The 22,822-nt window shown below is 40.5% G+C and carries 24 protein-coding genes and 1 pseudogene; 13 read left to right on the top strand and 12 right to left on the bottom strand.

The window, feature by feature from the left end:
• A complete protein-coding gene (locus tag Q0017_RS04740; protein ID WP_298143407.1) occupies positions 1-495 on the top strand; it encodes a disulfide bond formation protein B in 495 nt (164 codons plus the stop codon).
• 105 nt (positions 496-600) lie between these two features.
• On the opposite strand, the pseudogene Q0017_RS04735 reads toward Q0017_RS04740, so the two are convergent.
• A pseudogene (locus Q0017_RS04735) lies at positions 601-1,851 on the bottom strand (hypothetical protein); the annotation flags it as partial.
• Between the two features lie 463 nt (positions 1,852-2,314).
• On the opposite strand from Q0017_RS04735, the gene parE reads away from it, so the two are divergent.
• On the top strand, positions 2,315-4,195 hold the full coding sequence (gene parE / locus Q0017_RS04730) for a DNA topoisomerase IV subunit B (protein WP_298143404.1): 1,881 nt from the start codon (positions 2,315-2,317) through the stop codon (positions 4,193-4,195).
• Between the two features lie 211 nt (positions 4,196-4,406).
• Here the strand turns inward: parE and Q0017_RS04725 are convergent, their stop codons facing one another.
• Both Q0017_RS04725 and alc read right to left on the bottom strand, forming a co-directional pair.
• A complete protein-coding gene (locus tag Q0017_RS04725; RefSeq protein ID WP_298143402.1) occupies positions 4,407-4,901 on the bottom strand; it encodes an ureidoglycolate lyase in 495 nt (164 codons plus the stop codon).
• Between the two features lie 55 nt (positions 4,902-4,956).
• Entirely contained in the window at positions 4,957-5,958 is a 1,002-nt protein-coding gene (gene alc / locus Q0017_RS04720) for an allantoicase (protein WP_298143399.1), read from the bottom strand.
• 183 nt (positions 5,959-6,141) lie between these two features.
• Between alc and hpxO the strand changes: the two genes are divergently transcribed.
• Together hpxO and Q0017_RS04710 are read left to right on the top strand one after the other, a co-directional pair.
• Complete coding sequence (gene hpxO / locus Q0017_RS04715; protein ID WP_298143396.1) at positions 6,142-7,299, top strand: FAD-dependent urate hydroxylase HpxO; 1,158 nt, start codon at positions 6,142-6,144, stop codon at positions 7,297-7,299.
• A gap of 138 nt (positions 7,300-7,437) precedes the next feature.
• Positions 7,438-7,920: a DUF1877 family protein gene (locus tag Q0017_RS04710; protein WP_298143393.1), complete on the top strand. Its 483-nt coding sequence runs from the start codon at positions 7,438-7,440 to the stop codon at positions 7,918-7,920.
• Here Q0017_RS04710 and Q0017_RS04705 read toward each other — a convergent pair.
• From Q0017_RS04705 to puuE, 5 genes are all read right to left on the bottom strand, one after another.
• The gene (locus Q0017_RS04705; protein WP_298143390.1) at positions 7,900-8,415 is read right to left on the bottom strand and encodes a GNAT family N-acetyltransferase; all 516 of its coding nucleotides are present in this window, start codon (positions 8,413-8,415) and stop codon (positions 7,900-7,902) included. The two genes, Q0017_RS04710 and Q0017_RS04705, sit on opposite strands and share 21 nt — an antisense overlap.
• A gap of 95 nt (positions 8,416-8,510) precedes the next feature.
• Positions 8,511-9,251 (bottom strand): outer membrane protein OmpK, encoded by a 741-nt coding sequence (locus tag Q0017_RS04700; protein ID WP_298143388.1) that lies wholly within the window; start codon positions 9,249-9,251, stop codon positions 8,511-8,513.
• Positions 9,252-9,351: 100 nt separating this feature from the next.
• Entirely contained in the window at positions 9,352-9,678 is a 327-nt protein-coding gene (gene uraH, locus Q0017_RS04695; RefSeq protein WP_298143385.1) for a hydroxyisourate hydrolase, read from the bottom strand.
• Positions 9,671-10,168 (bottom strand): 2-oxo-4-hydroxy-4-carboxy-5-ureidoimidazoline decarboxylase, encoded by a 498-nt coding sequence (gene uraD, locus Q0017_RS04690; RefSeq protein WP_298143381.1) that lies wholly within the window; start codon positions 10,166-10,168, stop codon positions 9,671-9,673. Before uraD ends, uraH begins: the two co-directional genes overlap by 8 nt.
• Before the next feature lie 95 nt (positions 10,169-10,263).
• Positions 10,264-11,229, bottom strand: coding sequence for an allantoinase PuuE (gene puuE / locus Q0017_RS04685; RefSeq protein WP_298143378.1), 966 nt, complete (start codon positions 11,227-11,229; stop codon positions 10,264-10,266).
• Positions 11,230-11,469: 240 nt separating this feature from the next.
• On the opposite strand from puuE, the gene Q0017_RS04680 reads away from it, so the two are divergent.
• From Q0017_RS04680 to Q0017_RS04660, 5 genes are all read left to right on the top strand, one after another.
• Complete coding sequence (locus Q0017_RS04680; RefSeq protein ID WP_298143375.1) at positions 11,470-11,856, top strand: HPF/RaiA family ribosome-associated protein; 387 nt, start codon at positions 11,470-11,472, stop codon at positions 11,854-11,856.
• A 115-nt stretch (positions 11,857-11,971) separates the two neighbouring features.
• Entirely contained in the window at positions 11,972-12,517 is a 546-nt protein-coding gene (locus tag Q0017_RS04675; protein WP_298143372.1) for an ankyrin repeat domain-containing protein, read from the top strand.
• 13 nt (positions 12,518-12,530) lie between these two features.
• Positions 12,531-13,295 (top strand): transporter, encoded by a 765-nt coding sequence (locus tag Q0017_RS04670; RefSeq protein ID WP_298143369.1) that lies wholly within the window; start codon positions 12,531-12,533, stop codon positions 13,293-13,295.
• Positions 13,296-13,323: 28 nt separating this feature from the next.
• Positions 13,324-15,060: a protein-disulfide reductase DsbD gene (dsbD, locus tag Q0017_RS04665; protein WP_298143366.1), complete on the top strand. Its 1,737-nt coding sequence runs from the start codon at positions 13,324-13,326 to the stop codon at positions 15,058-15,060.
• A gap of 103 nt (positions 15,061-15,163) precedes the next feature.
• Positions 15,164-15,730, top strand: a complete 567-nt coding sequence (locus Q0017_RS04660) for an FMN-dependent NADH-azoreductase (RefSeq protein WP_298143363.1) — start codon at positions 15,164-15,166, stop codon at positions 15,728-15,730.
• Positions 15,731-15,762: 32 nt separating this feature from the next.
• On the opposite strand, the gene Q0017_RS04655 is transcribed toward Q0017_RS04660, so the two are convergent.
• The gene (locus tag Q0017_RS04655; protein WP_298143360.1) at positions 15,763-16,671 is read right to left on the bottom strand and encodes an alpha/beta hydrolase; all 909 of its coding nucleotides are present in this window, start codon (positions 16,669-16,671) and stop codon (positions 15,763-15,765) included.
• A 152-nt stretch (positions 16,672-16,823) separates the two neighbouring features.
• On the opposite strand from Q0017_RS04655, the gene Q0017_RS04650 reads away from it, so the two are divergent.
• A complete protein-coding gene (locus Q0017_RS04650) occupies positions 16,824-17,252 on the top strand; it encodes a DUF2147 domain-containing protein (RefSeq protein WP_298143356.1) in 429 nt (142 codons plus the stop codon).
• A 39-nt stretch (positions 17,253-17,291) separates the two neighbouring features.
• Here Q0017_RS04650 and Q0017_RS04645 read toward each other — a convergent pair whose 3' ends face one another.
• Together Q0017_RS04645 and Q0017_RS04640 are read right to left on the bottom strand one after the other, a co-directional pair.
• On the bottom strand, positions 17,292-17,639 hold the full coding sequence (locus tag Q0017_RS04645) for a Spx/MgsR family RNA polymerase-binding regulatory protein (RefSeq protein WP_298143353.1): 348 nt from the start codon (positions 17,637-17,639) through the stop codon (positions 17,292-17,294).
• A gap of 381 nt (positions 17,640-18,020) precedes the next feature.
• Positions 18,021-18,839 (bottom strand): exodeoxyribonuclease III, encoded by an 819-nt coding sequence (locus tag Q0017_RS04640; RefSeq protein WP_298143350.1) that lies wholly within the window; start codon positions 18,837-18,839, stop codon positions 18,021-18,023.
• A 39-nt stretch (positions 18,840-18,878) separates the two neighbouring features.
• On the opposite strand from Q0017_RS04640, the gene pyrE reads away from it, so the two are divergent.
• A complete protein-coding gene (gene pyrE, locus Q0017_RS04635; RefSeq protein WP_298143347.1) occupies positions 18,879-19,529 on the top strand; it encodes an orotate phosphoribosyltransferase in 651 nt (216 codons plus the stop codon).
• Positions 19,530-19,586: 57 nt separating this feature from the next.
• On the opposite strand, the gene Q0017_RS04630 is transcribed toward pyrE, so the two are convergent.
• Positions 19,587-20,285, bottom strand: coding sequence for a VanW family protein (locus Q0017_RS04630; protein ID WP_298143344.1), 699 nt, complete (start codon positions 20,283-20,285; stop codon positions 19,587-19,589).
• A gap of 168 nt (positions 20,286-20,453) precedes the next feature.
• On the opposite strand from Q0017_RS04630, the gene gshB reads away from it, so the two are divergent.
• The gene (gene gshB, locus Q0017_RS04625) at positions 20,454-21,398 is read left to right on the top strand and encodes a glutathione synthase (RefSeq protein ID WP_298143341.1); all 945 of its coding nucleotides are present in this window, start codon (positions 20,454-20,456) and stop codon (positions 21,396-21,398) included.
• A 316-nt stretch (positions 21,399-21,714) separates the two neighbouring features.
• A complete protein-coding gene (murG, locus tag Q0017_RS04620) occupies positions 21,715-22,821 on the top strand; it encodes an undecaprenyldiphospho-muramoylpentapeptide beta-N-acetylglucosaminyltransferase (RefSeq protein ID WP_298143339.1) in 1,107 nt (368 codons plus the stop codon).
• The last annotated feature ends 1 nt before the right edge of the window (position 22,822 follow it).

Raw genomic sequence — 22,822 nt, 5'->3', positions numbered from 1 at the left:
ATGCGCTACAGTTATCGCATGTTGAGTGGAATTTTATTTCTAGCCAGTGTTATAGGCATGGCATTTGCGCTTTACCTTGAGCATGTGCAAGGCTTAAATCCATGTCCATTATGCGTCTTTCAACGTGTTGGTTTAATGGTCTTAGGTCTGTTTTCATTAGCAGGAATGTTGCATAACCCAAAGGGACAGTGGCTCAAACGTGGCTATGCTGCCTTGGGAACACTCGGTATTTTATGGTCGGCAGGTGTTGCAGCACGGCATGTTTGGCTGCAAACATTACCGCCTGATCAAGTACCGAGTTGTGGGCCGGGTTTAGATTATTTGGTTGATGCACTACCGCTTAAAAGTGTGCTCCAACAAGTGCTCTCAGGCTCAGGTGAATGTGCGGTGATTGATTGGACGTTCTTAGGTCAATCTTTGCCTGTCTGGTCATTGGTATTTTTTGCAGCTTTAAGTGTGCTGAGTGTGTGGCAGTTGTTGCGACGCTATGCATAAAAAAAATCCCGCCAATAAAGCGGGATTTTTTTATTAAGCGATATGTGACTTTGCAACATCGGTAAAATATTCATGTCGTTGCGTGTCTTTTGGGGCTTGCGAGGGTGGATACAGCCATGAGGCCACTTGTTCGGCCACACTTGGATGATATTGAATTTCAAAATGATTTAAGCCATAAAAGACCGCTTTATTGGCTTGCGGTACATTTAAAGCTAAACGCGGATTTGGATGCTCACCCAAAGCACTTTCTACACTCACCAAATAATCGCCCAAAATTTTTAAAGCAAACTGCTGTCTGTTTTCATGCTCTAAAGTACCTGCCACCAAAAAAGTATTGATATGTGACGGCAAAGGCGCTGGTTTACGACTGTCATTGATTGAACCAAGCCTTGCATCGTGATATTCCCAATCATCATCACGCACACTACCATGACGTAAATCTAAAATGCCATTGCTGCGAATATTGACCAAATGAGCAAATAATTTCACAATCGGCAAACTGCCAATTTTTTGTTGCATGGTAAAGCTAAACCGCTCTAAACCTGCACCATGATGCGGTGAGCCTAAACACACCAAATTTTCTGTTCTATACAGCCAATTTTGTAAATCTTGTTTGGCATAAAATAATGCGCTACGCGCCACCAATCCGCCCATGCTATGCCCAATAAAATCAATACTGCTGATTTTGGGATAACGCGCCACTAAATCCGCCAACAGATTGGATAAGCTACGACCATTGGCAGAAATGCGTCGTCCAGAGTTGTAATTTAAATACAGTAAGGTTTTGTGACCGCGTTGCATCATAATTTTATCGGCAATGCCACTGTGGCGCGTGTTGCCCCAATCAAGATGGCTCATACACACGCCATGAATAAAAATCACGATTTTTCCGGCTAAATCGCCTTGATGTAGTTCACCATAATGATCGTAAAGCGCCATGGGCACCGCAAGCGGATTATGATGTTGTAATAAATGATGCCCCAACACACCATTTAAAATACCCACTAAAAAATGCAAAGCAGGCGTGAGCTTTTTTTGCCTTAAATTGGGAAATTTATTGACTAGATGTCGTAAACCCGGCGCCAATAAAAATTTGCCATAATGTTCAGAGGTTTGAGATGCAAACTGATAAGCTTTTTTGATATAGGGCAGTTGCATGATTTTTTGACTTTGTAAGTCATTAATACCCAAAACTTTAAATAAAATTTCACGTTGAATAGCAAACACCAAATGATGCACACCGCCACCTAAGCGCGAGTTTAACAGTTGTGCCACACCCTCCAAAACATCGGCTTGGCTTAAAGGTCGATCATCAAGACGACAATAGGTTTCATGCAATGGGGTTAAACTTGGCATAACAGCGCATACTCACGATCAAATAGATGCACAGGCAGCATGACCAACTGAAAAAAATCAGATGCAATTAACATAGCGTGCTTTGTTGATTATGGGTGTGTTTTTTGTCCAACAATAGCCCCATCTTTATGTATAAAAATTTGTATGTGTTGCGACAATTTTTGTCGTGCAACTGTGGTATCAGACTAGGTCTGTTGGCGCAGTTATGTAACTATACATTTGGCTCATTGCTGAAATAGACTGTTAGTCGCACTTTGCCAACTGTAGGCAAAGTGGGCTTTTGTTGATACATATCTACCGACAGATGTATGTTTTAGATTATGATCTTGCTCAGATGATCAGCAGCAAGCGTATACAGTCGGTGGTGATAGATGCTTGTGTTCGATTATGCAGCGATTGCCAATAGCCATCGCCAAGTTGCTACAATTTTTTATCTGATGCGATAGATTAAGGAAAACTCACTTTGTCTCAATATACGGCTCAATCACTTGAAGTTTTATCTGGTTTAGATCCGGTACGTCGCCGTCCGGGCATGTACACTGACACTTCACGTCCTAACCATTTAGCGCAAGAAGTTATTGATAATGCTGTAGATGAAGCATTAGCAGGGCATGCCAATAAAATTACCGTTAAAGTATATAAAGATGGTTCTTTGTCGGTTGAAGACAACGGACGTGGTATGCCGGTCGATATTCATCCTGAATATGGTCAAAGCGGTATTGAGATTATTTTAACCAAGCTGCATGCAGGCGGTAAATTTAGCACCGACAACTATCAATTCTCAGGTGGTTTGCATGGGGTCGGGATTTCCGTGGTCAACGCTTTGTCTACCCGCGTTGAAGTGAGTGTGCAACGCCAAGGCAATCTGTATCAAATGTTGTTTGAGCACGGTGAAGCAGTTGCACCTTTAGCTGTGTTAGAAGGTAAAGCCCCAAAACGCGCTTCAGGAACGACGGTACATTTTTGGCCGGAAGCTAAATATTTTGATTCACCTAAATTTGCTCTAAAAGCCTTAAAACATAATTTAAAAGCCAAAGCCGTATTGGCCGCGGGTTTGCAAATCAACTATGTAGATGAAATCAATAACGAAAAAATCACATGGCAATTTGAAAATGGTTTAGTCGACTATTTAATGGATGAATTGCAAGATCGTGAGATTTTGCCGCATCCTGCCTTTGTTTCAAGTGGTGAAGCAGAACGCTCCAGTGCCGAATTTGCCATTTGTTGGAATGTTGAAGGTGGTGAGCAGGTTCAAGAAAGCTATGTCAACCTAATTCCAACCGCACAAGGCGGCACGCACGTCAATGGTTTACGTGCCGGTGTGACTGAGGCTTTGCGTGAGTTTTGTGAGTTACGTAACTTGCTTACCCGTAACTTAAAACTTTCAGCCGAAGATGTATGGGACGGGGTCAACTATATTTTGTCGCTTAAATTACAAGAGCCACAATTTTCAGGACAAACCAAAGAGCGTTTATCGAGCCGAGAAGCGGTAAGTATTGTGCAAAATATTGCCAAAGATGCTTTTACCTTATGGCTTAATCAAAACTCTGAGATAGCATTACAATTGGCCGAAATGGCGCTTGCCAAAGCCGGACGTCGTTTAAAAGCTGCTAAAAAAGTCGAGCGTAAACGTATTGTGTCAGGGCCTGCATTACCGGGTAAGCTTGCCGATTGCGTAGGGCATAGCTTAGATGAATCTGAGTTGTTTATTGTTGAGGGTGACTCAGCCGGCGGTTCTGCCAAACAAGCACGCGATAAAAACTTTCAAGCCATCATGCCAATTCGCGGTAAAATTTTAAATACTTGGGAAGTATCTTCAGACGAAGTTCTAGCTTCACAAGAGGTGCATGATATTGCCATTGCCATTGGGGTGGATCCCGGCAGTGATGATTTGTCTGAACTGCGTTACGGTAAAATTTGTATTTTAGCCGATGCCGACTCAGATGGTTTACACATTGCTACCTTGCTGTGTGCGCTGTTTGTTCGACATTTTAGACCTTTAGTTGAAGCTGGACATTTATATGTGGCCATGCCACCGTTGTTCCGTATTGATGATGGCAAAGATGTCTATTACGCGCTTGATGATGCAGAACTTGAAGCAGTATTAAAAAAAGCCAAAACCAAAGCACCACAAATTATGCGCTTTAAAGGTTTAGGTGAAATGAATGCCAGTCAATTGCGTGAAACCACCATGGACCCAAACACTCGTCGTTTGGTGCAACTCGATTTAGACGATATTCACTTAACCGCCAGTTTGTTAGATAAATTATTAGCTAAAAAACGCTCAGGCGACCGTAAGCAATGGTTAGAGCAAAAAGGTAATCTTGCTGATATTGCTGTGTAATATTAAAAGCCCCAAATAATGGGGCTTTTTTAATATGAAGCAACTTAGTCCTATGCTCATAAAAAATAACCCTTACTCTGTACTAGACTTACATTTTTTACCAATAGTAGGACTAGATTTTGTTAAGTCATAATAAGTGTTGATACATGGTTTTTAGCAGATTTTCCCCCTCAATTTTGCCGCAAAAAAAGGCAGCTTGTTTAGGTGAGTTTTATTCAATTTGATAAGATTCTAAAAAGCTGTATACATCACAATTGTTGCCTGTACCTATACGGTCAACTACCGCAAAATCACTGGGTGCTTCTAAGGTTAATAAAGGATGATGCCATGTACCGGCATGATAATTGACCCCTTGTGCACCATCTGTGATAAAGGCATAGATTTCATCTAAATTTGGTTCATGTTCATTTTTAGATTTTGCCACTACCACCAAAAAGCGTTGCCCATGCATGGCAATAAAAGCCTGCGAACCATAAGGATGACGCTCCAACATTGAAATAGACACGGGTAAGCTACTTGCTTTCATATTACGAAAAATACTAATACTGGCTTTACCATCTCCTAAAATTTGTGTGTCTGCAAGTGCATGATAACGCTGGGTTCGCTCATCATTAATATAAAAAAATGGTTGCCCTTGACATGAAATCACCTCGCCAAAAGCTGCAAAGTTTGCATGTGTTAAGTTCTGAATGTGGATTTTTTGCATTGTATTTTATAGACAAGGCACTTAAATATTTAAAGTTAAGCGCCAAGCTCCTTGCTTAAACTTTACCAAAGAAACGAATACGGCTAATACCACCATCAGGAATCATATTCACGCGTACATGGCTAATTTTTTCATGTACTAAAACTTCATTAATATAGTCATGAACATGATCCATTTGCATTACTTGCGCATCGAGCAAAAATGGCCAAAACATACTTTGTGGGATTAATTGTGCGTCGGTAGCATCTTCAATATAAATGGCCTGCACAGACACTTGAGCTGGGTAGTTGCCTTTGAAATGTGCGGTATCAATTTCAATTTTTTCAATATGCGCTGCATGACCAAGTGCCAAAATACACCAATCAAATCCCGGGGCACGGCGACGTTTGGTTTCCCAGCCATCTCCCATGTTTATGCCACGATTGGGTTTAATTAAATTGCGTGGATGTCCAAAGTGCGCATCGCTATAGGCCACAACCCGACCACCATTTTGCAGGGCAACCAAATCAATGACTTGATTATGATTGGCAATTTGAAGCTTTACATCACCATAGACTCTAAAGCGCGCCACACCACCATCTGGGAAAATATTTAAGCGCACATGGCTATAAGTAGCATCATCTTGGATATGAAAAATATGATGTTGTCCCGGACCTAGGCCGGTGTTGCTTAAAATGCTGCACCAAGTTGCATCTTGTAAGTTTCCATGTGGTGCATAACAGGCTTCTACCATTGCCGATGCCGGATAGTTACCGCTAAAGAAGGTGGTATCAATATCCAAAGCTTTAATTTGACCTGCCACGCCCAATTCAATTATTGCCCAATCATAGCCGGCATGGCGTTTACGACGTGTTTCCCACCCGTCCATCCATTTACCATGATCGTCAAATTTATCTTCAACAAAAATTGGCGCTTCGCTTTGTAACATGCGTTTGGCTTCAGCAAAAAATTCATCTGAACATTCAATCACCTTAGCGCCAATCGCGGCATCGGCCAAGTTAGTCAGTGGTTGCAAAGCATGGGGTAATTCAAAAACAGGAGCGTGTAGGGTGGCCATATTTTTATCCTATAGGCTGTTGACGTGTGGCAAGCATGGGCAGCACAGCCCAAAACAATGCTTCTTTAGGCTTTAAAAAGCACAGCGTGTGCCAAGTTGGTCAGTTTTTATAAGCAGCGCGCGAGAGATGGCATAGTTTTCGCTTTAAAGCACAACAATAAACACTATAAATAGGCGAGTGACATGGAAATTGTGATTATTGGTGCAGGTATGGGTGGACTCACTGCAGGAATCGCTTTAAAAAAATTTGGTCATCAGGTCCGTATTTATGAACAAACCGAAACAATACGCCCTGTAGGTGCTGCCATTTCATTATGGTCAAACGGGGTCAAGTGTTTAAATTACTTAGGTTTAACCGAAAAAGTTGCAGCCTTAGGTGGTCAAATGGACAACCTTGCCTATATTGATGGGTTAAATGGCGATGTCATGACCCAATTTAGCCTGCAACCTTTAATTCAAGAAGTCGGTCAACGCCCTTATCCTGTATCACGCGCCGATTTACAAAACATGCTGATGCAAGAGTTTGGCCACGAAAACCTGTATCTAGCTAAAAAAATGACTAACCTTTGCCAACAACAGAAACGTGTAAAGGTGGAATTTGCCGATGGTTCAAGTACCGAAGCTGATGTGGTGATTGGTGCAGATGGTACGCATTCGCTCACCCGTCGTTATGTATTAGGTGAAAGCGTAGCGCGGCGTTATGCAGGTTATGTCAATTGGAATGGTTTGATAGAGATTACACCAGACTTAGCACCTGCAGATCAATGGACAACCTTTGTGGGGCAAGGTAAACGCGCCTCACTCATGCCTGTGGCCAATCAGCGTTTTTATTTCTTCTTTGATGTGCCACTGCCAGCAGGTTTAAATCAACAGCGTTGTGATTATAAAAACTTACTCAAAGAATATTTTAAAGATTGGTGTGAGCCTGTACACAACTTAATTGATGTAATTGATGAAAACAGCACCAATCGTGTTGAAATCCATGACATTGAACCGTTTAGCCAATTTTATAAAGGTCGTGTGGTGATTTTAGGTGATGCTGCACATAGCACCACACCTGATATTGGACAAGGCGGTTGCCAAGCGATGGAAGATGCTATTTATTTAGCTCGCGCTTTACAAATCAATACTTTAGGTGTTGAGGATGCGCTGTATCGTTATCAAGAAAAACGTCAAAGCCGTGCTAATGAGCTGTTATTACGTGCGCGCAAACGCTGTGATGTGACGCATATGAAAGACCAAACTGTCACAGAAGATTGGTATGCAGATTTACGCCGTGAGCAAGGTCCACACATTATGCAAGGCATTATGAGCAATATTGTAGGTAACCCATTAGATTAAAAAATAATAACGAGCGAAAACAATAAAAACATATTACAGCCAAAGGGCATAACGCCCTTTTTTTTTACACATTCACAGCCGAAGCCCACACCAAAACGCGCTAAGCTAGAGCATAAGCATCCACAAGAAGGAACAAAAATGATGCAAAAACTTCTGCTCGCTTTTACTGCCAATACGCTTGAGCAGCTGATCTTAAATCACCAAAGTGTAAGTGATATCGTTGAATCTGATCAGATTCAATATCGTCTACAGCTGGATGATGCTTGGCCGGCTTTAAATGCTCACCTACAAAATAATATGCTGTTAAAAGAGGTGTTACAGCCCATTCATCCACTTGAGATGCAGCCAAGTCAAGATGTAACTGTAAGTTATAACACTGCGGTTCGCGTAGCGCAGGTGTATGAAGCCTTGAATGAACTAGAGCTAAATGACTTTATTAAAGAAAAGCATGTCCATGCGCTACACAAAAAAAATATTGCAGTTGATCAATCTGTAGATGAGGTATTGGCAAGCCTACGTATGACCTTAAATCAACTACAAACTTTTTATTATCAAGCTGCCGAACATAATTTGGTGGTGGTTGCGGTACAAGGTGAGAATTTAGTCGGTAGTTACTTCTAAACGAAGTTGCATATAGACCAAATCGCGCCATGTCCCAAATTTAAAGCCCATCTGAGGCAAGTACCCCGTTTGTATAAAGCCTAACTTTTGATGCAGCAAAATCGAAGCCGTATTTTCTGCATCAATAGCAGCCACCATCATGTGTAATTTTTGTTGTTGTGCATGCTCAATCAAAGCCAACATTAAGCGCTTGCCTAGTCCTTGCCCTTGGTATTCAGGTTTTACAAAAACTGAGTGTTCTACGGTATAAATATAACCGCTATTTTTGCTAAAAAACGAGTAATCGGCATAAGCTGCAATCTGTTGGCTGCTATCTTCAACAGCCACTAAAAGCGGAAAATTATGACGTTTTAACTCAGCAAAGAAATCTTGCATATAATTGAGTTCAAAAGGTTGGGTGTTCCAATTGGCGGTATTGGTGGCAATTTCAGCATTATAAATTGCTAAGATCTCAGCAAGATCTTGTTGGGTAGCAGCACGTAAACTAAAAGCCATAATAGGAGAGCTTAAAAAAGGCGTAGCAGTTACTCTAAAACAGCGCATAAAAAAAGCAAGACCGAAGTCTTGCTTTTTCTACATCATATACTGGCTTAGAAGTGGTATTTGACTAAAGCACTGACGTCATTTTGGTCAACATCTTTAATGCCATATTTATTTTTCCACACCGAGTGTTCAACACCCACATAAAGCTTAGTCTGTGGTGAAATGTGTTTACCCACATTCCATTTATACTGACTGGTCCAATTTAGCTCGCTTGCATGGGTATCTTCAGCAGTTGACCAATCCAAGAAGGCATCGACAAGAAAATCTTCATTGCCTAATTTAAATGGTACAGCATAAGTGATGGTCATTTGGTAATCATCATCTTTACCTGACTTGCTGTCATTATCTGCTTTATATAAGTTGATGTTGGCATATTGGGTATATGGCACATCTAAAGCAAAACCAACACCATATAGGAAGTTGTTAAAGCCACGGTTGTTGTCATAATCTGCATTGTGTTCCCAAGTCGTTGCAATCAGCACGTCTTTTACAGGACCAAAGCTTAAATCTTGACCTGATACTTCACCTAAGCTTAAGCGCGGTGCAAGTTCAAAATAAGTGCTTGAGTCATCGTTGTCATCCCATTGTTGGTCAACAAAGAAAAACACATCAGAATATTTATATTTAGCGCCGTATTCAGCGGTTAAAGTGGTACGTTGATCTGTACCAACTTCATAATTTTCGCCGTAAAGCGCAGTGAGGCTAAAGTCTTGCCATACTGGCTTAGCTTGAGCAAACACAGCAGCGGAAGAGAGTGCACAAAGTGCAGCAAGTTGTGTAAGTTTCATCAAAATAATCTCAGGCCTATAAAAAAGCGTATCTAGAATACAGGCAATTAATTAAAAATAAAGCTAAAAAAGACAAACGGATAAGTTAACCGTTAGTTTTTTAACTGCCTCGATAAGTAGAGTATGCAAATGGGCTAATCAAAAGTGGAATATGGTAGTGTTCATTTGCATGATCCAAACAAAAATGAATGACCACCTTTGGAAAAAAACTATTTAAATTAAGTGATTTAAAATAATCCAAAGTGAAAAACTCTAAGCTGTAATGTCCAAGCGCTAAATTATTTAAACTTAAAGCTTCACTCGTAATACGACCATCTTGATTGGTGGTTGCGGTGGCCAAAATAGTGTTTTTGTCATCACGTAAATGTACCAAAACATTCGCGGCAGGTTTGCCCAAATGAGTGTCTAAAATATGGCTGCTAATCATGGTGTAGTTCCTGTTCTAAGCGCAGTAAGGCAATTGCAGCGAGTTGTTGTTTTACAATGTGTTGTTCGGTTTTATCGTCATGTTGTAAGCGTGTATTTAAAGCTTTAAGAATCTGTTGGCTGCTTAAGCCTGCGGCTTTAATTAAAAATATATAACCAAAGCGTTGTTGATAGCTAAGATTAGCTGCCAAAATTTTAGCTAAAGTGTCGGGGTCAGTGTGTGCAGCGGCTTGCTCACGTTCAGAAAAAATCTTTTCTTGTGCGGTTAAGGCATGTTGAGCTTTTTTTTCACCAATTTTAGGATGTGTCTTTAGTGCGTTTAACACTTCTTGCCATGTCCAGGTTTGGGCTTGTTGTTGTGCAAACGCAAGTATTGCCTGTTTTGAGCTAAACGGGCGTGCCGCTGCAAGCGCCTCAGCCCAACGAGGAATGTTGACGCAATGCGCTAAAAATTCTGCAACCGGTTGTTGATTAAATTGTTCTAAGTGCATAAGGGTAAAATTATTTTAATATATTGGCTAACTTAGCAATAACAATGCCAACACTGTGCAGCCAAAATCCTAAAAATTTGAGCAAACTTAACTCATTACACTGCTGGATGATTGAGTTGCCAATGCCGTGCAATATCACCACGACGACAAATCCATACTTGTTCATGACTTTGAATATAATCTAAGAAGCGTTGTAGTGCTTTAAAGCGCCCTGGACGCCCCAAAAGTCTGCAATGCATACCAATCGAGAGCATTTTTGGTGCGCTGTCTCCTTCACGATACAACACGTCAAAGGCATCTTTTAAATACTGGTAAAAATCATCGGCCTTATTAAAACCAGCAGCCGAACTAAACTTCATATCATTGGTGTCTAAGCTATAAGGAATAACCAAATGTGGACGATGAATACCTTGAGCATTGCTAAGCATTGTCCAAAAAGGGAGGTCATCGCCGTAATAATCGCAGTCATATTCAATTTGTGGAAATTCAGCAAGTAATTGGCGTGTGTTGGGGCTATCTCGTCCGGTATACCAACCTATAGGCGCTTGTCCAAATAAGGCCTCAAGTACACTTATGGCTTGGTGCATATGTTGGCGCTCGGTCGCAAGGTCAATATTTTGATAATGCAACCAACGCTGCCCATGCGACACTACATCGTAACCGCCAGCTTTAATCGCCTCTACCACATAAGGGTTACGTGCTAAGGCCATACCTACCCCAAAAATGGTTATTGGTAATTTACGTTGTTGAAATTCTTGGTGAATACGCCAAAATCCTGCGCGTGAGCCATATTCATACATCGAGTCCATTGACATATGTTTGGCGTTAAAACTCATGGCACCAACAAGCTCAGATAAAAACTGCTCAGAGCCTTGATCGCCGTGTTCAACGTGATTTTCGCCACCTTCTTCATAATTTAAAACAAACTGTACGGCAATTTTGGCTTGATTGGGCCATGTCACCTGAGGTGGTGTACCTTTGTATCCAATTAAATCACGTGAATATGCAGAATTTTGAATAGAATCAATGAGCTTTTGTCCTATCAAGTAAGAAGTTGTCACGTTTGGTATCCTTTTAATAATTTTTTTCAAATACCTCTTGCATATTTTAAACAGAAGCCCGATATTCAAAGCATAGAAGGAAGCTTCTTAAGACTCAAAATAGTGCATCAATAAATGGAGGTTGTCTTCCAAAACAATACAGATGTAGTGCTTTAGCAACAGCTAAGCGACAAGCGTGCCAAGATAGAAAAGTTTTGCACAATAAAGATTCATATAAAGATACGAAAAGAGGATGAGATTATGAACATTGAAATCCGTACAGATAAAAACATTCAAAATAGTGACCGTTTAATTGGTTATGTACGTGCAGAACTGAACGAAGAATTCCAACGCCATAGCGAGCGTATTACCCACTTTTCGGTGCATTTAAGTGATGAAAATGGTGCAAAAGGTGGCGATGATGATATTAAATGTATGATCGAAGCACGTCCTGCGGGGCTCAAACCTGTGGTCGTTAATCACCGTGGACACAATGTAGATACTGCCATTGCCGGTGCCATTGATCGCTTAAAACGTAGTTTAGAACATGTGATTGAGAAAACAGAAAAACCACGTGCGCAACAACCACAATTGGCTGATAACGACAAAGACAGCGATGATTTAGATCTGATTGATGACGACGAATAATCTGCTCGATTAATTAAGCCCCTTTTTAGGGGCTTTTTTATGCATGCTTAAATTTGTCATCGCAAAGAGCAGCATATTGGGCATAATAGAGCTTAGATTAAACAGAGAATTACTTATGTTAAGCACACAACAAAACGCTTTAGTTGCAGCTGTTTCTACTTTAGATGTTCAACAGGTTGAACAACTGTTGCAACAAGGTATAGATCCAAATTTTATTATTGACGCTGAAACAGGACCGTTGATTTCATTGTGGTCAGATACTGTATTTGCATGGTGGGAGCAAGTGTGTGAAGCATACGAGTCAGGTCAGCCTTTGTCACAAGATGCAAAAGCACAATTGCTCAAACCTTATATGCAAATTTTAGAAGCATTGATTCAAGCCAAAGTAAATCTACATCTTTGGGATGCAGAAGAAATTTACGGTCCACTTTGGGATGTGGCAAGCGCAGCCTGTGTACCTGCAGTTGAGCGTTTATTGGCTGAAAAAGTTGACCCAAATACCAAGGATGAAGATGACCTAACCGTTTTATCATCGATCAGCCAATTGCTGTTTGAATGTGAATTTGATGAAATTGATTGGTCGCAAGCACTTGAAGAAGAAAAACAAGTACTCGAATTATTACGTGCCCATGGCGCAAAAATGTCTAAAGAACTGAACTAACTTTGGAAAATGTATGACCCAACAAAAAACGCTCATTGCGCTTGCGCTGCTTGGTTGTAGCTGTGCAAGTTTTGCTGTTGAATTTGACCGTCCGGGCAGCGGTTTTAGCACCTCTACTGTTGCTGTAGGACAGGTGGCTTGGGAGCAAAGTCTTGCCAATGCACATTATGTTGAAGATAAAGATGCAGCAGGGCAAACAGTCAAACATACCTTAGTCTACGCTGATATGCTGCTGCGCACAGGTTTAAGTGATGACTTAGAATTACAGTTTGGTTGGCAAGGTCCTGCATGGTCAAAAACCAAAACAGCCGGGCAGTCGCTTGAACAAGATGGTTTAGGTGATGTCAGTATTGCACTAAAAAAAGCCATTGATTTAGGTGATGAAAAATTATCTATGGCCGTTTTAGCACAAGCGGTGATTGCCACAGGCAACGAGGCATTTAGCCTGCAAGATGACGTGTATAGCTTGGCTTCAACTGTCAATTATCAATATACAGATGAATTAACTACAGGCATTAGTATGTTTTATGCAGTACAAGATGGAAAGTGGCGTGCGACAGCCGTACCTACCTTGAACTATGCATTTAATGAGCGTTGGGGTGGTTACTCTGAATTGGTTTACTCAAAGGCTGAAAGTCAGGACTATGAGTATGCTTTGGGGTCAGGGGTCATGTATAAAGTCAACTCACGCTTGCAGCTAGATGCTGGTGTAGGTGTGGGTTTAAATGGTCGTACAGATCGTTACCAAGCAGGTTTAGGCTTTGCTTACGCTTTTTAAAATGTGCTAAAACCATAGGAAAACGCAGTTGAAAATTCAGTCTTGGCTTAGCCTGTTTATTTTAAGTCTAATGGCCTTGTTGAGTAGCCTTACTCAGGCGCAAAATGAGCTGTTATCTGCTGATGCTGCGTTTCCTATTCAAGTGCAGTCACTTGCTCCTGATCGGCTCAGTATTTCTTGGGAAATTCCTGAAAATTACTATTTATATCAACATAAAGTTGAGGTGCAGCAACAGCATCAACCTCTACAACTTGAGTTGCCACCTAGTCAAGCTGTGTATGATGAAAACTATGGTCATACCCAAGTTTACTATCAAAATTTAACTTTTCAGATTGCAAGTCAGCCCTTAAAAAATTATCAAGTGTCATGGCAAGGCTGTGCCAAAGATCGTATTTGTTACCCGCCACAACAGATCAATTTCAAAACCGATGTGAATGGTTTAGTCCAATTTGAAGCTGCCAAGCCCAAGGTTGATCTATTACAGCTGAATCAGCAAAGTCAGGTCGTACAGCCAGCCAATTTAGAGCATGCACAAGATCAACAATGGTTAGATCGCTTAAACGCACATCCGTTTATGTATAGTGTTTTGCTATTTTTTGGCTTAGGCATGTTGTTGGCATTTACGCCATGTTCTTTGCCAATGTTGCCGATTTTAACCTCTTTAATTGTACGTGATCGGCGTGGTTTACAGGCCGGTTGGATTGCCTTGGTCTTTGTTTTGGCTATGGCAAGTGTTTATGCACTTTTGGGTTTATTGGCATCAGCTGCCGGTTTGAATTTCCAACGTTGGTTACAACAACCGATGACCTTAATGCTATTTGCAGGCTTATTTATTGTTTTTGCTTTAAACCTATTTGGTTTGTTTGAGCTTAAATTACCCTCGGCATGGGTCAATCGCCTTGATCGTTTACAAGCCATGCAGCGCGGTGGTACTTTGCTTGGCGCTGCACTCATGGGTGCGATTTCAGCTTTACTGGTTGGGCCATGTATGACTGCACCTCTAGCAGGTGCTTTATTGTTTATTAGTCAAAATCAAAACCAACTACAAGGTTCAATGCTGCTATTTAGCTTAGGTTTAGGCATGGGCACGCCTTTACTATTGGCCAGTATTTTAGGCGCGCATGTCTTGCCACAAGCAGGGCAATGGATGCAGCACGTACGTTATTTGTTTGCTTTTTTAATGCTGGGCCTAGCGCTGTACTTTGTGCGTCCTTTACTTAATGAAGCCGTGGTATTGCTATTGGGCTGCACACTCAGCTTAAGTTTCTTTGGCTATATTGGCTATCAAATTTACCAAAGCCAAGCGCGTGCAAGGATTTTTTATATTGCATTGTTACTTTTAGTGGCACCAATAAGCATGTATGTGCAAGTACAACCATTATTGCAACAACAGCAGACCAGCCATCAACAAAATAATTGGCATGTCGCGAAAACCGCAGCTGAGTTTAAAGCACTATTGACGCAAGCACCGCAGCAAAATATTGTGATTGATGTGTACGCCGACTGGTGTGTAGCTTGTCAGCCTATTGAAAAACGCGTGTTGCAAGAAGCCAAAGTACAGCAAGCTTTATCTGATGCTTATTTGATTAAACTAGATTTAAGTGATTACGATGCAAGTCATGCTATTTTGTTAAAAGAGTGGCAAATTTTGGGTCCACCGACTTTTTTGTTTTTAAATCCTCATCAACAAGAACAGCGCCATTTACGCCTAACTGGAAGTTTTAGCAGTGAAGATCTGCTCAGTAAGTTAAACGCCCTAGAGTAAATATTGTTCTATATATAAGACGTAGTGTGCCAAGCATAGATATTCAATTGTGTTTGTAGGACGTTATAATCGTTATATCGCAAACAATAAGATTGGAATCAGCATGAAAGTTTTACACATTGATTCAAGCATCCTAGGTGCAGCATCTGTTTCACGTCAACTTAGCTATGCTTTGGTTGAGCAGTTAAAAGTTAAACATGCTGCAATTGAAGTTGAATATTTAGATTTAAATGAAACCAATATTCCGCATTTAACCGGCGCGATTTTAATGGGTCAAGATGCCGAGCAAAGTGCTTTAGGCGAGCAATTGATTAGCCAATATTTAGCGGCTGACATTGTGGTGATTGGTGCGTCAATGTATAACTTCGGCTTATCTTCAAATTTAAAAGCATGGATTGACCGCATTAGCGTGGCAGGTCGTACCTTTAAGTACACTGAAAATGGTCCAGTCGGTTTAGCAGACAATAAAACTGCTTATATCTTAAGTAGCCGTGGTGGTGTCTATGGCGACAATAGCCCAATGGATTTTCAAGAGGGTTTACTCAAAGCAGTATTTAACTTTACTGGTGTTACCGATGTTGAAGTCATTCGTGCTGAAGGCGTGAGTATGGGTGATGATGTTAAAACCCAAGCGATTAATGTCGCATTGGCTAAAATTGCACAAATTTAAAGCAAAAAGGTCAGTCAATACTGACCTTTTTTTTAATCTAGATCTACAGCATGTGCAAATTCAGATAAATCAGCCAAAGCTTGTTTGGCTTCATCAAACCATCCAAACAGTTGGAAGTTATGCCACATGCCAGTATAAATTTTAAGCTGACTTTTTACTCCTGCTGCCTCAGCACGTTGGTGCAAGCGCTTAGCATCATCAAGCAATAAAGCCTTTGAGCCGACTTGAATAAACAAGGGCGGTAAATTATCAAGTTTGGCAAACAGTGGTGATATTTTGGCGTCGCCTCTTTCATAGCCACGCGGTACGTAGTATTCAATCCCAGTATGTAGGGCTTTAGGGCTAAGCATGGCATCGAGTTTAGCGTTATAACGAATGGATTCACTGGTTAAAGTTAAATCTAAAAATGGTGAATTTAAAATTAAACCACTCACTTGTGGTAATTTTTCATCACGAATCCGCAATGCCAAAGCCAAGGCTAAATTCGCCCCCGAACAGTCACCGGCTAAAATAATATCTTTGGCCTGAATACCTTGTGCCAATAAATCCTTATACACGCGTAACAATGCTTCAATCGCATCTGGAAATTGATACTCAGGTGCCAAGGGATATTGCACATGCAAAATCTGCATTTGGCTACGTGCTGCCACTTGGGTTAAATAAGCACGATGTGTATTAAGTGAACCAACAAAAAATGCCCCACCATGAAGATACAAAATCAGTTGTGTGGCTTCATCTTGGCTTTTGATTTCTTCAACTTTTAAACCACTAATATTTAAGCTGCGTATATGGGTTTGTTTGTGCTGTGGCAACACGCGACTCATTTGTTCAAGAGCAAAACGTAAGCTATTGGGCGGTAGGTTGAGCTGACTTGGCGCGCGAATGGTAGTTTTTAGAAACTTTTCGGTGGCAAGTTGTGTAATCAAAGGATCTATTTTCATTGCTATCCTATTTCTTGTTGGTATGGCTTGTGTTGGGTTATTTCACAATGCTTTTGTTCAGGTTACACTAAATATTTACATTCAAAAATTGCAAATTTGTTGCCGATTTTTAATACTAGAACAGTCGATTCGACCTTAGGGTAGTCATAACAATGAAAAAATTATGGGTTGCAGGTTTATTGGGTTTAGCGAGTATGGCCAATGCAGCAGATCCGCTTAATGGCACAGTATGGAAAACTATGGATGAAAAAACCAATAAAGCCAAGGCGTTGGTAAAATTTACAGAACAAAAAAATGGCACGCTTTCAGCAAGTATTCAGCAAGTACTGACTCCGGGGGAGGAAAATGCGTGTAGTAAATGCGAAGGTCAGTATAAAAATAAATCCTTAAAAGGTTTGACCATTGTGCATGGGCTAAAAACTATAGGTGCAAATAATTACGAGGGCGGCTCTATTGTCGATCCTAATTCAGGCAAAACCTATAAGCTTAAAGCACAGCTTAATGGCAATAATTTACAGATGCGTGGTTTTATTGGTATGTCAGTATTGGGGCGTACTCAAACGTGGCAACGCGTCAATTGAATAACATAAAAAAGAGCCTGTATTTACAGGCTCTTTTTTTTATGCAAGCGTACGATAAGCAGCTTCGTCAAACCCGACAATATAACCTTGCTCGCTATGTAAGACAGGACGTTTAATTAAGCTGGTATGTGTAGCAAGAGTATTAATTAAATTGTCTTGTGAACTTAAAGCATGCTGTTGTTCTGGCTCAGAAAGTTTACGCCATGTGGTGCCTTTTTTATTTAAAATTAAGCTCTCACCTTGAGCCTCAAGCCATGCTTTTAAGGTTTCTGGGTCAATGCCATGTTTTTTATAATCATGAAATTCATAAGCCAAACCTAGTTCATTGAGTAGATCAAAGGCTTTTTTCATAGAACTACAATTTTTAATGCCATAAATTTTTAACATAATTACTGCTCAGGTGTCATTTGTCACTAGCTTATACGATTTAAGCTAAAAATTTAATGACTGTCATCACGATGTCATAGCGGCTGTTTAAAGTAGTAATTAGAAGATAAAAAATGAGTGTTTTAAAATATAGAAAACCCGCATTTAATCATCCTGATCATGCGGGTCTCATTGCAACGTCCGTTGTCTTCTTCCTTAAAACAAGCTTTGGGTAAAAGCTGGTTTTTCATCCTACAGCATCCAATCCATGTGTGGTCATCCTGACCGATTCCCTTTGCTGTGGCGACATAATGCCCTGAATCTGTTTAACAAAAAAGCAATAAAGTCGACAGAGCTTGTAGGATATAAACGCCTTTTGAGTAAACAACTGTTTACTTAAACTTAAAGCTTATAGTCAATAATCACAGGTGCATGGTCACTGTACCATTGTTCTTTATACACCCACGCATTAACAGTACGCTCTTTCCAATCTGGTGAACAGGCTTGATAGTCAATGCGCCAACCGACGTTTTTAGCACGTGCTTGCCCACGATTAGACCACCATGAATAAACTTCAGCGTCTTTCACTACTTCACGGAAAGTATCTACATAACCTAAATCATCATAGATATGATCAAGCCATGCGCGTTCATGCGGTAGGCAGCCTGAGGCTTTTTGGTTACCTGACCAATTTTTAATATCTATGCGTTTGTGTACGATGTTGTAATCTCCACATACAATCACGGATTTATCTTCATCGCGCCATTGTTTTAAAATCGCTTTATATTCATTTAAAAATAGGTCTTTACGTGCTTGTGCTTCTTCGCCTGAAGAACCTGAAGGTAAATACAAGGAGCAAATATGCACAGTTTTTTCTAAACCTAAATCAAATTCGGCTGAGATAAAACGACCTTGCGAGTCTGCCAATTCAAAGCCTAAACCATCGTTAACGGAAACAAAGGGTAAACGGCTGTAGATCGCTGTGCCGGCATAACCTGGTTTTTGGGCTGGAAATAAATGTGTATGCCAACCTTCAGGTTTAAACTTGTCGGTCCATTGTTCATGGTTAATGCGCGATTCTTGCATGCAGATCACATCGGCATCTGAAGTGGCCATCCATTCAAAAAGCCCTTTTTTTTCGGCAGAACGTAGTCCATTTACGTTAATTGAAACAACGCGCAGAATTTTTTGATCACTAGGATAGCTACTCTTTGGTATCATGTTTAGGTTTAACCTCAAACTTAAAAAATGGAGCACCTCATGACAACGCAAGCGGCATTTAACCCACAAGCTTTTATCGAACTCGCATTATCACGTGGTGTGCTTAAATTTGGTGAGTTTACTTTAAAATCAGGTCGTGTGAGCCCTTATTTTTTTAATGCCGGTTTACTCAACGACGGCGAAGCATTAACAGGACTTGCAGCAGGTTATGCAGCCAAATTAACCGAATGCGATAATGTAGAAGTAGTTTTTGGTCCAGCCTACAAAGGCATTCCTTTTGTTGCAGCAACAGCTGTGGCATTGTCACAAAATCATGGTGTGAGCGTACCTTGGGGCTTTAACCGTAAAGAAGCCAAAGATCACGGCGAAGGCGGTGTATTGGTGGGTGCTGCTGTAGAAGGCAAAAAAGTATGGATCATTGATGACGTGATCACTGCAGGTACTGCAATTCGTGAAGTTGTGACGATTCTAAAAAATGCCGGTGCGCAAATTGCAGGTGTTTTAGTGGCATTAGACCGCCAAGAAAAAGGTCAAGGTGAACTCTCTGCCATTCAAGAAGTGCAAAAAGAATTAGAAATTCCAGTACATGCTTTAATTACTATGAAAGATTTAATGGATTACCTAGATGCCAAAGGTGATCAAGAGGCATTGGCTAAAATGGAAGCCTACCGCGTTAAGTATGGGATCTAATCATTAAGATTAAATCTTGTGCTTAAATAAAGCCCTATTTTTATAGGGCTTTATTGATTATAGGGTTTTATAGTGATTGGTCGCCACTTCAACTTCATTCACATAAGTTGTGACACATTTTAGTTGTTCTGTTAAATCAACTTTAAAGCTCAATTCAAAATCTGGCAAATGCTCGGGACTATAAAAGTTACAAATTAATTGCTGCTCTAAACGCTTCAGCATAATTTGAATAGGGAAGTGATAGATATTTTGAAACTGTAAATCTTTATAGCCATATACCACAGTGGCATCGCTACCTAAAGGGGTAAAGCGCTCATGTTCTTGATAAATATCAATTGAATGTGAATGACGCTCAACAATCTTTAAACCCGCTTTGAGCGCATTGATATATAAAATTCCAGATACCTGACAAATGCCCCCACCTACATCTTCACGAAGCTGACCATTCACTAAGTTACGTCCAGTTTTAAAACCATTCTTTAATACAGGTTTGGGCACTAGCTGCCAAAATGAAAATACTTGATGTGGTTCAATCACAATGTGATTGATATGTTCTAAACATAAATCAATATTATGTACTTTATTAGCAAAACTATGACTCATTTTAATTTCTTGATAATGAGATAGTTTTTGATTAAATGTTAATGAATTTGCGCTATGTTGTGCAAATTGCTGAGGCTTTAAAATATGTTCACGCAAGTAGCGCTTTACGAGTTGGTACTGTAAACGGGTTTTTGCAGGAATTAATTTTTTCATAATGATATCTGATCGCATGCAAAAATTTAGGCAAGTCATCAAGTTGTATAAAATGCATATTTTATTAGACTTTTATGTGCAAATGTTGCTCATCAGAGAACTTTTTTTTAAAAGAAGCCTTATCTAAACTCAGCTATACTGCAAATATTGTAAAAATTGAGAAAATTTATGCGTGTACTTGTGGTGATGGATCCCATCGAAAACGTCAACCTCAAAAAAGATTCAACCATGGCCATGCTGTGGGCTGCATCGCGTCGTGGACATGAGCTAGGCTACGCTTTGCAAGAAGATTTATATATTGATCAGGGTAAGGCATGTGGCTTAATTTCACCTTTACAGGTGTTTGAAAATACCGAGCAATATTACCAATTAGGACAAAAACAAAAAGAATCCATCGCAGCTTATGATGTGGTTTTAATGCGTAAAGACCCGCCGTTTGACATGAACTTTGTGTATACCACTTATATTTTAGAGCAAGCACAACGAGAAGGCGCGTGGATTATCAACAACCCACAAAGCCTACGCGACTGTAACGAAAAACTCTTTGCTACGCAGTTTCCTGAACTTCAAGTGCCCACTTTAGTGACTTCACAGGACTCTTTGATTCGTGAATTTATTCAACAACATCAAGATGTGATTGTAAAACCACTTGATGGTATGGGCGGTATGGGGATCTTCCGTTTAACGGCTGATGGTGCCAATATCGGTTCAACTTTAGAGATGCTGACCCAAATGGGGAAACAGCCAATTATGGCGCAGCGTTATATCCCTGAAATTGTAGATGGTGATAAACGTATTTTAATGGTCAATGGCGAGCCAATTCCGTATTGCTTAGCGCGTATTCCACAAAATGGCGAAACGCGCGGTAATTTAGCTGCAGGTGGTCGTGGTGAAGCGCGTCCCTTAACTGAAAATGATAAAGCCATTGCAGCTAAGGTGGGTCCATTGTTGCGTGAAAAAGGCCTCATCTTTGTTGGCTTAGATGTGATTGGTCAATATGTGACAGAAATTAATGTCACTAGTCCAACCTGTATTCGTGAAATTGATGCGCAATTTGGAACATCTATTGCTGATACTTTATTTGATGTTTTAGAAAACGGTTTAAGCACTTAATTTCCAAGCATAATGAAAAAGAGCCAAATTATGGCTCTTTTTTTGTCAATCTATATTGGTTTGCTGCTTTAAAATACCAAAAATGATGGATTTACAGGCAACTTTAACCTATCAATATTTGCATAAAATTACAATAATTTATAAGCTGCACAGCTGTTGATAACAAAACTAGTTTAAAGTCACAAATCTAAGGAAAAAACCAATAAATTGCCTACTGAAAAAAACTAAATTGACTTTCATGGCTGCATATTTGTGATTACAATTGTTCGCTTATAAAGAATTTTCATTAGCCCTCTTTGAATTGAAGAAATAGACCGTGAGCCAAGCGCAGAAACAACAACCTAAACACGTCATGATGATGGCTGCAGGCACAGGTGGGCATGTATTCCCCGCGTTAGCTGTGGCTAAACAATTACAACAACAAGGGGTGATGGTCTCTTGGCTTGCGACGCCAACAGGTATGGAAAACCGTCTGTTAAAAGATCAAAATATTAATATTTATCAAATTGATATTCAAGGTGTGCGCGGTAATGGTGTAGTCCGTAAATTGATTGCGCCGTTTAAAATCTTAAAAGCTACATTAAGTGCTATGAAGTATATGAAGCAGCTTAATGTGGATGCTGTAGCAGGTTTTGGTGGCTATGTGGCAGGTCCAGGTGGTCTTGCAGCACGTGCTTTAGGGATTCCGGTTCTCATTCATGAGCAAAATGCAGTAGCAGGCTTTACCAATACCCAATTGTCACGCGTTGCTAAAACCGTATGTGAAGCGTTTCCAAATACTTTTGCAAATGCCAATAAGGTGGTTGCAACAGGTAATCCGGTACGTAAAGACATCACTGAAATTTTAAGCCCTGCTTGGCGTTATGAGCAGCGTGAAAAAGCCGGTTTACCTTTAAAAGTGCTGATTGTAGGCGGGTCATTGGGCGCACAAGCTTTAAATGAACGCGTACCTCAAGCATTAATGCAATTGGGATTGCCTTTAGAGGTGTATCATCAGTGTGGGCAAAATCATCAGGCGGCAACAAGCGAGCGTTATGCAGGTGCCGCTGCGGATTTAAAAGTACAAGTACAACCCTTTATTCAAGATATGGCGCAAGCTTATAGCGACGCCGATTTAATTATTTGTCGTGCAGGCGCACTGACTGTAACAGAAATTGCCACAGCTGGTGTAGCTGCGATTTTTGTGCCGCTACCAAGCGCCGTTGATGACCATCAAACAGCCAATGCTAAATTTTTAGCCAATGCAGGTGCTGCCAAAATTTGTCCGCAAGGCACGCTAACCTCGGCAAGTTTAGCTGAAACTTTAGCACCGTTGATGAATCGTAGAACATTGTCACACATGGCAGTCAAAGCCCGTCAACATGCTCAACCAGATGCAACCCAACACGTGGTTCGTTTAATTCAAGAATTTTTACCCGAGTAAT

This window comes from uncultured Acinetobacter sp., from assembly GCF_947624825.1.
GTDB lineage: Bacteria > Pseudomonadota > Gammaproteobacteria > Pseudomonadales > Moraxellaceae > Acinetobacter.
Note: the sequence above shows the minus strand (reverse complement) of the source record. Positions and strands in the feature narration are given on the sequence as shown.

Coding starts and splice junctions, on each gene's coding strand:
- Q0017_RS04740 (WP_298143407.1), top strand. CDS start 1: ATGCGCTACAGTTATCGCATGTTGAGTGGAATTTTATTTCTAGCCAGT.
- Q0017_RS04725 (WP_298143402.1), bottom strand. CDS start 4,901: ATGCAAAAAATCCACATTCAGAACTTAACACATGCAAACTTTGCAGCT.
- alc (WP_298143399.1), bottom strand. CDS start 5,958: ATGGCCACCCTACACGCTCCTGTTTTTGAATTACCCCATGCTTTGCAA.
- hpxO (WP_298143396.1), top strand. CDS start 6,142: ATGGAAATTGTGATTATTGGTGCAGGTATGGGTGGACTCACTGCAGGA.
- Q0017_RS04710 (WP_298143393.1), top strand. CDS start 7,438: ATGATGCAAAAACTTCTGCTCGCTTTTACTGCCAATACGCTTGAGCAG.
- Q0017_RS04705 (WP_298143390.1), bottom strand. CDS start 8,415: ATGGCTTTTAGTTTACGTGCTGCTACCCAACAAGATCTTGCTGAGATC.
- Q0017_RS04700 (WP_298143388.1), bottom strand. CDS start 9,251: ATGAAACTTACACAACTTGCTGCACTTTGTGCACTCTCTTCCGCTGCT.
- uraH (WP_298143385.1), bottom strand. CDS start 9,678: ATGATTAGCAGCCATATTTTAGACACTCATTTGGGCAAACCTGCCGCG.
- uraD (WP_298143381.1), bottom strand. CDS start 10,168: ATGCACTTAGAACAATTTAATCAACAACCGGTTGCAGAATTTTTAGCG.
- Q0017_RS04680 (WP_298143375.1), top strand. CDS start 11,470: ATGAACATTGAAATCCGTACAGATAAAAACATTCAAAATAGTGACCGT.
- Q0017_RS04675 (WP_298143372.1), top strand. CDS start 11,972: ATGTTAAGCACACAACAAAACGCTTTAGTTGCAGCTGTTTCTACTTTA.
- Q0017_RS04670 (WP_298143369.1), top strand. CDS start 12,531: ATGACCCAACAAAAAACGCTCATTGCGCTTGCGCTGCTTGGTTGTAGC.
- Q0017_RS04660 (WP_298143363.1), top strand. CDS start 15,164: ATGAAAGTTTTACACATTGATTCAAGCATCCTAGGTGCAGCATCTGTT.
- Q0017_RS04655 (WP_298143360.1), bottom strand. CDS start 16,671: ATGAAAATAGATCCTTTGATTACACAACTTGCCACCGAAAAGTTTCTA.
- Q0017_RS04650 (WP_298143356.1), top strand. CDS start 16,824: ATGAAAAAATTATGGGTTGCAGGTTTATTGGGTTTAGCGAGTATGGCC.
- Q0017_RS04645 (WP_298143353.1), bottom strand. CDS start 17,639: ATGTTAAAAATTTATGGCATTAAAAATTGTAGTTCTATGAAAAAAGCC.
- Q0017_RS04640 (WP_298143350.1), bottom strand. CDS start 18,839: ATGATACCAAAGAGTAGCTATCCTAGTGATCAAAAAATTCTGCGCGTT.
- pyrE (WP_298143347.1), top strand. CDS start 18,879: ATGACAACGCAAGCGGCATTTAACCCACAAGCTTTTATCGAACTCGCA.
- Q0017_RS04630 (WP_298143344.1), bottom strand. CDS start 20,285: ATGAAAAAATTAATTCCTGCAAAAACCCGTTTACAGTACCAACTCGTA.
- gshB (WP_298143341.1), top strand. CDS start 20,454: ATGCGTGTACTTGTGGTGATGGATCCCATCGAAAACGTCAACCTCAAA.